The organism is Paenibacillus sp. 19GGS1-52, assembly GCF_022369515.1.
In the GTDB taxonomy this organism is placed as follows: domain Bacteria; phylum Bacillota; class Bacilli; order Paenibacillales; family Paenibacillaceae; genus Paenibacillus_AQ.
Genome location: NZ_CP059724.1, coordinates 1,324,433 through 1,336,880 on the forward strand (window position 1 = coordinate 1,324,433; position 12,448 = coordinate 1,336,880).

A 12,448-nucleotide genomic window follows, 5' to 3' on the forward strand; every position below is an offset into this window, starting at 1 on the left:
TATGCTCAAGACGGAACAACTTTCACTGGTAAGACAGATGGATATAGTGTTTAAGGAACTGCAGGAGGAATTATCAGCCTTGTCTTCAGGCACTGTATTTGTGCAAATACGAAATAATGTCATTGGGAAGTTTGGCATTCGACACAATCCTCTATCTGGACGGAACGGGGTATTTACAGCAGAGAATGAAGGGTTGACAGCAGTACAGCAGTCGTCCTTTCGATTAATGGCACTGGAAAGTCTGAAGTATAAACGGCGTTGGACACATGGTGAGATAAGTTATGAATTCGCAATTAGGCAGGGAATAGTCGTTGTGGATGCTACACTGGAGTCCAATTACAATATGGCCAACCTATTGATCCGATATCCGCGAAATGCCCACACTGAAAGCTCAGATCAATCGTACGGTTGAGAATAGTACATAAACTATATACATTCAAAAGCCCTCTTACGCTTCGACGAGAAGCGTAAGAGGGCTGAAAAGCTGTCCGGCATTAGGCGATTACATGCCTAACCGGTTAAGGCCACTAAAGATAAGGCTGCACTAGTTCGAACGACCGGACAATTGTTGCTCTGCCAGTTGTACGAGACGTTTGGTGATGTATCCTCCTAAAGAACCGGTTTCGCGGGAAGTATAGTTCCCGTAATACCCGTCCGCTGGGATGGTTACACCCAACTCTTGTGCTGCTTCATATTTCAATTGTTGCAGAGCTGCATTTGCTTGAGGAACGACCAGATTATTGGAACGGCTGCTACGACCTTGGCTTTGACCTGCTTGACCCATGTTTGTCACCTCCTTCGCCCGTTGTGAAGATAGTATGGGCGTTAGGAGGTTAATTCATGCACCATTTCAGAAGGTTTTAAGGATGGTAATTATTAGTTGATTAACAATGTTATTGATTAGGGTAAATCATCTCCAGAGTAGTGTACAACTCCAGACTCTGCCCAGGTTCAAGCGTTAGCAAGCCTGTGAAAGAAGCATCTTTGGGAATGTTAGGTGCATCCGGCAGCCAAGTATAAGGTTCTATACATAGAAATTGCTCTGCCATTCCTTTCGTATATACAACCCAGTGGCGGAAGAGATTCTTATCAGCAGTATAACGAAGACCATATCCGTCATCACGCAGTAGCAATGCCTCTACAGGCTGCTGGTCTCCAATCCGCAGCGCAGTGTCAAAGTTAGTTCCTTGAAGGTTCATTCCTTGGTTAAGGGAATCCAGATGGCCGAGAGGAAGCACTTCACCGCTCGGTAGCAACTCATTATTCAGCTCGTAGATACTTTCTACAGGTAGGGAGAGTTTCCAACGCTCAGGTTCTCCGTCAATCATAAACCAGGTGTGATAACCGATTCCAAAAGGAATGCGATGCTCACCCAGATGCGTAACCTTCAGCGTTTGTCTTAGCCGTGCTCCCTCCAGCCGATACGTCATTTCGAATTTAAGTGGAACGGGAAATTGCTCCATCCAGTGAGCATCATCTACTGTGCGGAACTCTGTTGTTACCGCGCAGCCTTCCTCGTCTTCTTCAATATCGCTGACACACCATGCTTGGGTTCGGTGCAGACCATGGATGTGATTATCACCGGCAGTATTCTGGTCGAACTGATAGTTTATGCCCTCAAACTTAAATTGCCCTTTGCGTATGCGGCCGGGTGGAACCAAGAGTGGAATGCCAAAATGATACGGTTTTTGCATAAAAAAGGTTTGGTCACTTTCATCAGGTTGTCGCAGAATTTGCCGTTCTTCCTTACGATCCCATAAAGAAATTACGCTATTTCCTAGTCGCGGCAAAAGCGTGACTTCCAGTTCGCTGCTATGCAAAATATAGGTATCATAGCCGCCCCACTGCCCTTTGGTCACCTGTTTCATGAGATATGCTCCTTTGTACGTAACTGTTATCTAATTAAACACGGATAACCTTATCATAGCAGATAATGTTCCTATGGTTAAGGGATTTGACAACTTCCCTGCATAGTTCTATGATGAAGGCATTATGAAGATGGTCAATGTGATGACGGGGATAAGTAGACAGGAGAGGTGCTTTCAGAAAGCCGGTGGTTGATGTGAACCGGTAGTACCCTCCTGCTGAATGGACCCCTGAGCGCCGTGCTTGAACGGGAGAGTTAGTGTCCTCAGTAGACCGGACGGTTCTTCCCCGTTAACGGAAGTTTAAGGCTGCTTGCTTATGTTTGCAAGTTATGAAGCAGCGAATAAGGGTGGCACCACGGTCTCACGTCCCTTGCGGACGGGGGGGCCTTTTTGCGTTCTCAGAAATACAGAAACCAGATGATGGAGGGGTATATCATGGTCAAGAAAGTATTATCAGGCATACAGCCAAGTGGGAAGCTCACGCTTGGAAACTACATTGGTGCTATTAAGAATTATGTGAAATTGCAGCATGAGAATGAATGTTATTTCATGGTGGTTGATCTACATGCGGTTACCGTTTCCCAAGAACCAGCAGCATTGCGGGAGCAGTCAGAGTCCGTAGCTGCGCTTTATATTGCCGCAGGAATAGATCCTGCCCATGCGAATGTGTTCATGCAATCGCATGTGCCGCAGCATGCAGAGCTGGGATGGTTAATGACTACACTCACTTCAATGGGTGAGTTGGAACGGATGACACAATTCAAGGATAAATCTTCAGGTAAAGATTCCGTTGGCGCAGGGCTCTTCGTATATCCATCGCTGATGGCGGCTGATATTCTTATCTATAACGCAGACCTTGTTCCTGTCGGAGAAGACCAGAAGCAGCACCTGGAGTTGACCCGTGATTTGGCTGGACGTTTCAATCATCGATACGGTGAATTTTTCACTATTCCAGAGCCGTTTATTCCAGAAGTGGGCGCACGTATCATGTCGCTTGATGATGGTTCCAAAAAAATGAGCAAAAGTAGTCCGAATCCGGGCAGTTTCATAGCGCTTTTGGATCCGCCGGATGTGATCCGTAAAAAAATCAGCCGAGCCACGACTGATTCTGGTAGCGAGGTTCGTTATGATCCATCCGCGAAACCAGAGGTTAGCAATCTGATGGTTATCTATGCTGAATGTGCGGGAATGACTCTGCAGCAAGTAGCAGATCGTTATGAGGGACAAATGTATGGTGGCTTCAAGAAGGATTTAGCCGGAGCTGTGGTGGCCATGCTAGAACCGCTGCAAGAGAAATATCATGAGATTCGCAGTTCAGGCACCATCACAGATATATTGGCCGAAGGTGCGGCAAAAGCCCGTATCGTAGCAACTGAGACGCTAACAGGTGTTAAAGAACGAATGGGCTTTCTGCCCTATCGTTAAAGGATTTCTTGTTTAGCTTCCTGCTGACGTCGCAAACGAGCTTTGAGAATAAAGCCCCAGCCAATATTCATCACACATAAGAAGCCAAGCAAAAGCGCTAGCCAGATGTTGTAGCTGATCATGATCGAGGCTACCGTGAGGAGCAGAATAGAAGAACAAGCGAACCATAGAGAGAGTCCCTTACCCATAGTACACAACCTTCCTTTCATACTGATAAAGTTCTCCCGGAGCAATTTATGCTCCGGGATTTTTTTGAAATATAAAAATTTATAGGTTTCACACGATAACTTATCCTTATATTTCTCGAAGAAACGGATGCCATCCCTAAAAGGACGGCAAAGCCGTTTCTTCTTGTGAATATAAGACTTTACTGTGAAACAGTCTATAACTTCATGGAGCCGGGGTCAATGGCAAACCGTTCATCCAGCTTCTCACTGCTGAGCCAGCCCACATAGGTATTAAGAGGGTGATACTGGTTATCCATTACTAATACGGCAACGAACGGGAATTGCTTGCGGTGTAAATAACGTACATCACCCCAGCGTACAATATAACCTGACGGCAGTACCTCCACCTCTGCTACAGCATAGGAAGTGAAATACAGAAAGGCTTGAATATCGGGATGGGACTTGGAATGATCAACAGCCGGATGCTGTGAGCAGACCGCATGCTTAAACCATTCCAGACGACCGTTGTTCAGTTGGCCTACATCATAGCTCTTATCCGTTTTGGCCTTGACTACATTCCAGCGTCTTGGTGAGATGGTGGGGATAACAAAATAACGGTCGCCAGCATCATGTTTTATGTCCTTCTTTTTGATATTGCGGGTAATACGGGAATGGACAACAGTTCTCCAGATGTAATAAAGCGCGGTACAGACATAAAGTGTAATAAATAAAGGTGCTGGTGGAACAATCCCGCTGATCCAGAGGATAATCGCCGCCGTATGGCTGCCAAATATAAACGGATCGAAAATGTGGATAATGTTCCAAGCAATCCATTTCTCGGTGAACGGACGGGCCGCTTGAGTACCATATGTGTTAAAAAGATCAGAAAACACATGAACGGACACACCGATGAAGCTCCAAAGCGCTATATGGCTCAGGGCCTGCCAATCCGTAAACCCAAAGATGGGTCCCAGAACAAGCGTGATCAACGCAGGCCATAATAGCAGAAAGGGCAAAGAATGGGTAATCCCCCGGTGATTACGAATATAAAGCGCGTTATCTTTAAGGCGAAGCGCAGTATCGGCATCCGGGGCCTGTGAGCCAAGTATGGTGGCAAGCATCACAGCTCCAGCCAGTACAGGATCTGAGGCAATAGCGGGGTCCACGAAGGAAAGTCCGGCCAATCCGAGGCCCATAACAAAATGTGTAGCAGTATCCATAGGTAAGTTCTCCTTTGTGCAGATTTCTCTATTAATAATTACCCAATTTCTTGTCCAGTTATTAATGAGTACAAAATAAATGTTGTCACGAAATTGTCGAATTCATGAACATCATGGTCAATGATTGTCAAAGTCTTTAACGGTTTGTTATGATAAAGTTAATAGCGGAGCTTTTTACTCCGGCGGAAACGTTAGAGTACCTTAGAAGGAGGATCATTAAACGTGGATAATCAATTGAGATATGAAGCTTCTTCCGATTCCGCAGCCATGTCTGCTAAATCGCCCCCTGAAGGTGCTAGCTGGCGTGATTTTGTAACTGTTACGAAGCCTGGAATTATACGGTCCAACCTGATCGCTGCATTTGCGGGTTACTGGGTGGCCTCAGGCTGGGATGTTCAATACGGCAGATTAATTCTGACCTTGATGGGTACAATGCTGGTCATGGCTTCTGCTTGTGTTTTTAATAACTTTTTTGACCGGGATCTGGATATGAAAATGGAACGAACCCGTGATCGCGGATTGCCTACAGGGCGGCTGAAACCAACAACAGTGCTGCTGTATGCTATTGGACTCGGCATTTTGGGTTTGTTCGTGCTCTTTGCTTTTTCTGGAATACTTGCTGGGTTGTTCGGCATTGTTGGAATGTTCGTCTATGTTGTAGTATACACCCTATGGCTGAAGCGGACATCAACCTGGAGTACTTCGGTCGGTGCCATTTCCGGGGCGATGCCTCCTGTAATCGGTTACGTAGCCGTAACTGGTAGGGTTGATTTGGGTGCTTGGCTGTTATTCGCTATGCTGTTTCTATGGCAGCCTCCACATTTTTGGGCGCTTGGGATTCGGCGTAAAGAAGAATACCGGGCAGCAGGTTTTCCACTCCTGCCGGTAGTTAAGGGAACGCGACGCACACAGTTTCAGATGATACCTTACGTAGTGCTATTGATACCCATCCCCTTTATAATGTACGCGTATGATTATGCAGGGATCTTTTACCTCATTATATCTGCTGGTTTGTCCATTGCCTGGTTAATCCTGAACTTGAGAGGGTTCCAAGCGAAGGATGAAGAAGCTTGGGCCAAAAAAAGCTTTTTCTTCTCCATTAATTACTTAACGATCAGTTTGATCGTGCTGGTGCTGAATACGATACATGGTTGAGGGGGAGCGGGTATGTATTGAACACCTTGAAGCGTTATAAATGGACATGGATGCTGCTCCTGCTTGCTTTGATCATGGCTGGTTATTTAGCCGCCAATTCTTTAACCTTCGGCAAGAAAGAGCTGCCGGTTATCGGGGAAGTGCAGAATTTCTCTCTTGAGAATGTGAACGGAGATCAGGTTACGCTGGCTGATACACAGGGGAAGGTACGTCTGGTGTATTTCTTTTTTACAGAATGTCCGGATGTATGTCCCATTACTACCTTCATGTTGTCAAAGACGCAGGATTTGCTTATCAAGGATGGCAGCTTCGGCAAGGATGTAGGATTTGTCTCCATTTCCTTCGATCCGGAGAATGATACACGTGAGGCTATCAAAGAATTTGCCGATCGGTTTCATGCCGATTATGCTGGCTGGTATTTCTTGCGGGGAGATCAGGAAGAGATTCGAAATCTGGCGGCCAAGTCCTTTAAGGTACTAATCGCCGGGAATAATAAGGATAATTTCGCTCATGCCAATCTGATTGGACTGGTGGATCGCGATAATCGCCTTCGGGCACTGTATGACGCCGGAGATACTGAGAATGTGACACCGGAATTCCTTGCCGATACTGTGAAGGCATTAGCTGCGGATAAATAATTATTATATGAAGAAGAACAGGAGCCACCTCTAAAGTCATGAACATGGCTTTGGAGGTGGCTCCTATTCTTTCAGAAGGGTAAGGGTTCAGGATAGACAATAAATTCCTCAAGACCCGCCTTTTCGAGCTGGCTGATATTATATTCATCAGGAGTGCCCTCAACTCCGGCATATCCCCGACGGGTATAAATATGACTGGCGTCTGGAAAAGCATCACGCAGAACACCACGGATTTTTTTGCCGGAGCTGTCGTTGTCCATGTACAGGTAGACTTCTCCGTCTCCCACCTTACGCCGCAAGGACTCCAGCTTGAGTGAGTTGAGTGTGCCAAAAGTACAGAGGATTTCAATTTCCGGTACTAATAGCCGCCGTAATCTGCTGCGGTCATTCTTGCCCTCAACAATAATTATAATGGACATTATCGGATAGTCACCTCCGGAGAAATAAGCCTAGTGCAGGTTGTGGTTTTATTCTACCTAAGGTTCGCCATTTTTAACAGAGGTTCGTCCATTATGTGTTCATTCCCCGGGAAATGTCGTAAAAAGAAATAAACACCCGAGGCTCGGGTGTTTATATGTTGTGTCTTAGGCGGGACGTCCATTCCAATCGGGCTGTAATGCAGGTTGTTTGCCAGTATTTCTGGGCGGGAGCAGCAGGAGCGCTGTCATGAGCAGCAGAAAAGCAATGAAATAAGGAGAGACGAATGTCCGTAACTGCCCAGCTGCTACCGGACCCGCAAAAGCACCAAGTGACATGGCAATCGACTGCAGCGAGAACGTTCTGCCCATCCGGCCTGGACCACCAAGACTGATAAACAATGAGGCCATCGCCGGGAAAAGCACTCCTTTGGCTGCACCAAGCAGAAAGAGGATAGCTGCAGCGGGAACGCTGTGAAATGAAGCGAGCATGAAGAAACAGAGCGCCATGCCTAAGAGGGCGGAGGCTATTCTTCCAGCTGGTGTTAGACGATTCAGAAAAAACATACTGAGTGTTAACAAAGCGCCCAGACTTAGAAGCGATAGCAGTATGCCTGTCGAAACCATACTCCTGCTCCCGGTCTGTGTCAGAGGAAGCTCGAAGAAGAGTACTCCCTGTGAACAGGAAACGAAGAAGGGCAGAAGATAATATCGTCTGGACACTTTAAAGGTGGGAGTTATTAGACTATTGGAGATGGAGTTCTCCTTTGGCGATAGTGGTATTGGAGTATTAGAAGTTGCACCAACTTTGCTGTGCTTAGGTACACTGAAGTAAGCCATTACTCCAGTGAATATCAGCAGATAACCAAGACTTCGGAAGGTGACGGAAAACCCGGCTTCAGCAACGATAAAAGCGCCAGCGGCCGGAGATACAACGGAAGCTAGTGTATGGACGATGCCGTGGCCGGACATGTATTTGCCCTGAACTGCCGCATCAGACGATAGTGAAGCAAGCAACGTCATGCAAGCCGGAGAGAGGAAGGCCAAGGCAAAGCCGCTGGCCGCCCGCAACATCAGCAGATGCCAGGGAAGCTGTGCATGAGCCTGCAGCAGCAGGATTACACCTGCTGTAATCAGGCTGAAGACAATGTAACGGCGGCTGCCATTACGATCGACCAGCACACCTGCGAGCAGATTTCCGGGAAGGTGTGTCAAGGAGTACATGCCCATCATCCAGCCGATAAAAGCGGGGCCTGCGCCAAGAGAAAGAGCAAAGGGAGTCAGGATAGGATATTGGGCATGTAAATCGAAGAATGCCAGAAAGAGAAACAGATACAGCCACAGTGCGGTTTTTACAGGGAACACCTCCGTAAGCTTAGCCCCAGCAAGGTCAGAAAGGCACAGGGCTGCTGTTATATGAATTGTGTATTCAGTGACCAGGAAAAGCAGCTACTTGTACTTTACGTGGGACGGGAAGGGCTTATACCGTTTTTTAAAAATGTAAGAATTTATAGGTTTCACCCAATAACTTATCCTTATATTTCTCGAAGAAACGGATGCCGCCTCTTTCAGACGGCAAAGCCGTTTCATCTTGACATCATTAGATAGCCTTCTGTCCACCCGGCTGTGCAATCATGAATTATGAGGTTCTATCATGTATAATAATTAATATTGAGATAATGCCTACGGGATAACTCATCCTGTGGGACGAAATTAGCGATTGGGGTGTTGTGGGTTGATGGATCCAGAGGTATGGTCACAGTTCATAAGAGAGAATTGGTTAGTGATTGTTATTGCGCTTGTTGTACTATTTGCGGTAATTAATCTGGTTAAAACTGTTCTGAAATGGGCGATTGTCATTGTTATTGTTGTTGGTTTATTCATTTATGGTGGGGTTACTATGGATCAAATTGGCAACGCTGTGAATAAGGTGGCGGATGGTACAGTAAGCACACTGAAGAGTGAAGCGCAGGAAGTCATGCTTAAAGAGGCACAAGACGCCAAGTATACTTCTGGCGAAGATGGGACGTTTACGATCACAACCCCGAATATTGAGATGAAGGGCAAGGCTGGCGAGGATAAAGTAGAGGTTACTTTCCGCGGGGTAAGCCTTGGGAAATGGAGCGTTACCGATACGACAAAAACATTTATTGAAGCAGCAAAGAACAATTAGAACACTGCGGAGAATGCATAAAAATGAAAGGAGAGGGCTGATATGCTGAACGGGTGGATCGAAAGTCTGAGTGATGCTAATGTCATCTCAATCACCCTTCTGCTGGTTGTAGTCTTCTCGCTGCTGCAAGGCTGGAGCAGAGGATTCTCACGCTCGACTGGAAGATTATTTGGACTTTTGGGTACTGGATTATTTACTATTGCAGCATTGATATTGGCGATTCCAGCCACTGTTTATCTCTCGCCTTATGTTAAGGACTGGGCTTCGGGAGTTGTTCTTCCCGTTTCCGAGCTCAAGCAGTGGCAACAAATTTATTATACTGCAGTGTCGGTGCTGGCAGGCTCGCCTTTGGTGCGATTTCTGCTGCTGTTGTTGTTCACGTATAGCTTGATTCGTATATTGTTGGGACTGTTAACATTCCTGCTTCCATTTCGTCTCCCTCGGCATACAGCGAGATTTGCGGACAGAAAGCTTACGCAGATAAGCCGCTTAGGCGGAGCTGCTATAGGATGTGTAATTGGATTAGTACGGAGCCTAGTGCTTGTAATTGCTCTCTTTATTGCCATCGGACTGAATCCGGATAGCAACTTTAGTCGTTATGTGGAGTCATCCCCCGTCTACAGCCAGAGTGCTGCTGCAGTTATTGAGCCCTTTGCAGGTGAGGCTATGCAGAACAAGCTGCCTATTCTGACTAAGGCTGTTGCTGCGGAAATGAATGATATCCTTCGCCGGAAATACGAGGTTATTGATCATGACATTTCGCCGGATATTGTTGTAGCTGCCTCAGATATTGCGGGTCAAGCAAAGGGTGATGAGAAGAAGGCCAGACTGTTATACGACTGGGTGGGCTCGCGAATAGCCTATGATTATGCCAAGGCTGCTAACTATGAGCAGAACAGAATTTGGCATGAGCAGACCCCTCAGAACACATTCGATACCCGCTTGGGTGTCTGTATCGATTATGCCCGTCTCTATGCGGTAATGGCTCGTTCACAGGGGCTGCAGGTGAGGGTAGTCACCGGTCAGGGGTATGATGGTCAAGGAGGACATGGACCTCATGCTTGGAATGAAGTCTATATTAGTGATCGGAAAGCGTGGATTCCACTTGATTCTACATGGGCCAGTAGTGGCGATTGGTTCGACTCCAAGGACTTTGCTGACACACATATCACGGAAAGCGTGCTCTGACCAAAGGCGCGTGGGACATTAGATGTATGGTACAATACCAACATATTTAAAGATAAGGCTGAGGGGGATTGTCAGCCTAGTTTCATCCTATGAATAACGAGGAGAGAACAGCTGTGAAGAGGTTCGGTAAATTGGGCTCGCAACCCGACAGAACTCTTACAACCACCCTAGATCTGCGGATTAATCTATTTTTCTTCAGTACATTTTTTATATTTTGCGTTATTATTGTACGTTTGGCTGGACTACAGTTCGTTGAAGGCCCTACACTAACGGAGGTAGAGACCAACAGGGAGACCAAGAATGCTCCACTTGCTGCTATGCGAGGGATCATCTACGCTGCCGGAGGTGAGAAGATTGCTTATTCTACTCCTGTTCAATCGCTTTATATTACGCTAACTAATGAATATACAGCGAAGTCTACCGATAAAGAAACAGGCAAGGTTGCTTTTACTGAGGCAGCTATGATCAAAGCTAATGCGCTGGCAGATAGACTGGTAACTGATTTTTCTAAATATGGCGACCCTAATGCACCAAAACTTACCCGTCAGGAAGTCAAAGCATCACTGGACTTGGAGTTTAAGAAATATCTTGGCTATATCCCTCGCCGAATAAAGGCAGGTTTGACTTCTCAAGAAGTAGCCTATTTCATGGAACATAAGAATCAATATCCAGGACTTTCTATCGTTGAAGAAAGCTTGCGCCATTACGATAAGAATACTGTAGCGGTGCAGACTGTGGGTTTTATCAAGCCCTTTAAATCAACTGAGGATTTGGCTGTTTATCAGAATATTCGCAGTGCTATGAAGAAAATCAATTCTTCTCCCGGCTTATCCTATAAAGTTGATGAATTTGTTGGATTCGATGGTCTTGAACTGCAGTATCAAAGAGAACTGCGGGGAGAAAATGGCTATCAGGTCGTATCTGTTACTCCACAGAACATGGCAGAGAAGGTAGAGAAAGTGGTTGCCCCTGTAAAGGGTAAAGATATCTGGATGACCATTAACATGAATATACAACTGAAGACAGAGCAGGCGATTACCGAACAGATTAAATGGCTGCATACTAATGCTGTTCAAGGGAAGACCCATCCAGATGCCTTGACAGGGTATGCCGTAGCCATGGAAGTCGATACGGGTAATGTTATCACGATGGCCAGTATGCCGGATTATGATACGAATGTATGGATCGCAGACTCTTTTCCAACCGAAATCTGGAACAAAATTATAAATAATTACCAGAATGGTACAATAACCTCAATTCAATCCGGCAGTTCAGGCCATGATATCAGATCCGTGCCGTTTCTTGGCTCCACGATCAAGCCGTTAAGTGTGCTGATTGGTTTAAATGAGGGCTTTTTCACAACATCGACTACGTATAAGGATAAGGGAATTGCTTATTTCGGTAAAGATGATAAATCATCCGTGCGAAATTCATCTGGTCACGTTTATGGCCCCATGGACCCCGCCAAAGCGATTGAGAACTCCTCTAATGTTTTTATGGTGGATATGGTTGGCAAGCAGCTGTACTTGAAATATCAGGATAAAGGTGTCGAAGTCTGGGACAAGTATATGAAGGATTTTGGTCTGGGTGTATCCACACAAAGCGGTCTGCCTAAGGAAGCAGCAGGTATAATTGGCTATAAAGATATAACGGCTGCAGGCAGTTCACAGGCTGCGCTAGTCTATGCTTCCTTCGGCCAACAAGCTGGATATACAACACTGCAACTGGCCCAATATGCTTCAACGCTTGCCAATGAAGGAATACGTATTAAGCCGCAGCTAGTTAGTAAGATAACAGATGCGCAAGGCAATGTAGTGAAAGAATTCCAACGTGAAGTGCTGAATAAAGTCACGTTTGCCCCTTCCTATTGGAAAGAGGTTAAACAAGGCATGAACAGTAAAGTCAGTGCCTTTGATGACTTTCCGTATGATTTTGCCCGTAAGACGGGTACTTCACAACAGATGGCGGATCGTGAGCTACGTGACAATGGAGTCTTTATTGCATATGCTCCACGTGATAAACCTAAGCTGGCCGTAGCGGTTATAATACCAGAGGGAGGCTTCGGCTCTAACAGTGCAGCCCCCGTAGCCCGTAAAATATTCGATGCCTATGACTGGGAATATGGTCTGGATGGCGTGCCAAAGAAGAATCTTCAACCTGCAGTAAACGTAATTAAGGAATAATAAATATATTATTTT

At 46.1% G+C, this 12,448-nt stretch carries 13 protein-coding genes and 1 other annotated feature; of the genes, 7 read left to right on the top strand and 6 right to left on the bottom strand.

All coding sequences use genetic code 11. The features are described from left to right. Nucleotide 1 precedes the first annotated feature (1 nt). The gene (locus tag H1230_RS06145; protein ID WP_239714660.1) at nucleotides 2–412 is read left to right on the top strand and encodes an O-methyltransferase; all 411 of its coding nucleotides are present in this window, start codon (nucleotides 2–4) and stop codon (nucleotides 410–412) included. A 132-nt stretch (nucleotides 413–544) separates the two neighbouring features. Here H1230_RS06145 and H1230_RS06150 read toward each other — a convergent pair whose 3' ends face one another. Then, nucleotides 545–784: an alpha/beta-type small acid-soluble spore protein gene (locus H1230_RS06150; RefSeq protein ID WP_154122002.1), complete on the bottom strand. Its 240-nt coding sequence runs from the start codon at nucleotides 782–784 to the stop codon at nucleotides 545–547. Between the two features lie 109 nt (nucleotides 785–893). Further along, nucleotides 894–1,868, bottom strand: coding sequence for an aldose 1-epimerase (locus tag H1230_RS06155; RefSeq protein WP_239714661.1), 975 nt, complete (start codon nucleotides 1,866–1,868; stop codon nucleotides 894–896). 133 nt (nucleotides 1,869–2,001) lie between these two features. Further along, nucleotides 2,002–2,242: a binding site (T-box leader), on the top strand. Nucleotides 2,243–2,303: 61 nt separating this feature from the next. Here H1230_RS06155 and trpS point away from each other — a divergent pair. Continuing rightward, nucleotides 2,304–3,293, top strand: coding sequence for a tryptophan--tRNA ligase (gene trpS / locus H1230_RS06160; protein WP_239714662.1), 990 nt, complete (start codon nucleotides 2,304–2,306; stop codon nucleotides 3,291–3,293). On the opposite strand, the gene H1230_RS06165 is transcribed toward trpS, so the two are convergent. After that, nucleotides 3,290–3,481 (bottom strand): hypothetical protein, encoded by a 192-nt coding sequence (locus tag H1230_RS06165; protein ID WP_239714663.1) that lies wholly within the window; start codon nucleotides 3,479–3,481, stop codon nucleotides 3,290–3,292. The genes trpS and H1230_RS06165 overlap by 4 nt on opposite strands. Nucleotides 3,482–3,675: 194 nt before the next feature. Continuing rightward, a complete protein-coding gene (locus tag H1230_RS06170; RefSeq protein WP_239714664.1) occupies nucleotides 3,676–4,680 on the bottom strand; it encodes a metal-dependent hydrolase in 1,005 nt (334 codons plus the stop codon). Nucleotides 4,681–4,902: 222 nt separating this feature from the next. Between H1230_RS06170 and cyoE the strand changes: the two genes are divergently transcribed. Both cyoE and H1230_RS06180 read left to right on the top strand, forming a co-directional pair. Beyond that, on the top strand, nucleotides 4,903–5,835 hold the full coding sequence (gene cyoE, locus H1230_RS06175; RefSeq protein ID WP_239714665.1) for a heme o synthase: 933 nt from the start codon (nucleotides 4,903–4,905) through the stop codon (nucleotides 5,833–5,835). Nucleotides 5,836–5,852: 17 nt separating this feature from the next. Beyond that, nucleotides 5,853–6,473 (top strand): SCO family protein, encoded by a 621-nt coding sequence (locus H1230_RS06180; protein WP_239714666.1) that lies wholly within the window; start codon nucleotides 5,853–5,855, stop codon nucleotides 6,471–6,473. A 71-nt stretch (nucleotides 6,474–6,544) separates the two neighbouring features. Here the strand turns inward: H1230_RS06180 and H1230_RS06185 are convergent, their stop codons facing one another. Continuing rightward, nucleotides 6,545–6,892, bottom strand: a complete 348-nt coding sequence (locus H1230_RS06185; protein WP_239714667.1) for a DNA primase — start codon at nucleotides 6,890–6,892, stop codon at nucleotides 6,545–6,547. Nucleotides 6,893–7,057: 165 nt separating this feature from the next. Further along, nucleotides 7,058–8,254, bottom strand: coding sequence for an MFS transporter (locus tag H1230_RS06190; RefSeq protein WP_239714668.1), 1,197 nt, complete (start codon nucleotides 8,252–8,254; stop codon nucleotides 7,058–7,060). A 373-nt stretch (nucleotides 8,255–8,627) separates the two neighbouring features. Here H1230_RS06190 and H1230_RS06195 point away from each other — a divergent pair, with 373 nt between their 5' ends. From H1230_RS06195 to H1230_RS06205, 3 genes are all read left to right on the top strand, one after another. Further along, a complete protein-coding gene (locus tag H1230_RS06195; RefSeq protein ID WP_239714669.1) occupies nucleotides 8,628–9,062 on the top strand; it encodes a hypothetical protein in 435 nt (144 codons plus the stop codon). Between the two features lie 42 nt (nucleotides 9,063–9,104). Next, nucleotides 9,105–10,250: a transglutaminase domain-containing protein gene (locus H1230_RS06200; protein WP_239714670.1), complete on the top strand. Its 1,146-nt coding sequence runs from the start codon at nucleotides 9,105–9,107 to the stop codon at nucleotides 10,248–10,250. Nucleotides 10,251–10,339: 89 nt separating this feature from the next. Then, nucleotides 10,340–12,433 carry a peptidoglycan D,D-transpeptidase FtsI family protein gene (locus H1230_RS06205; RefSeq protein WP_481857119.1) on the top strand — a complete coding sequence of 698 codons (2,094 nt, stop codon included), beginning with the start codon at nucleotides 10,340–10,342 and terminating at the stop codon, nucleotides 12,431–12,433. Nucleotides 12,434–12,448 lie beyond the last annotated feature (15 nt).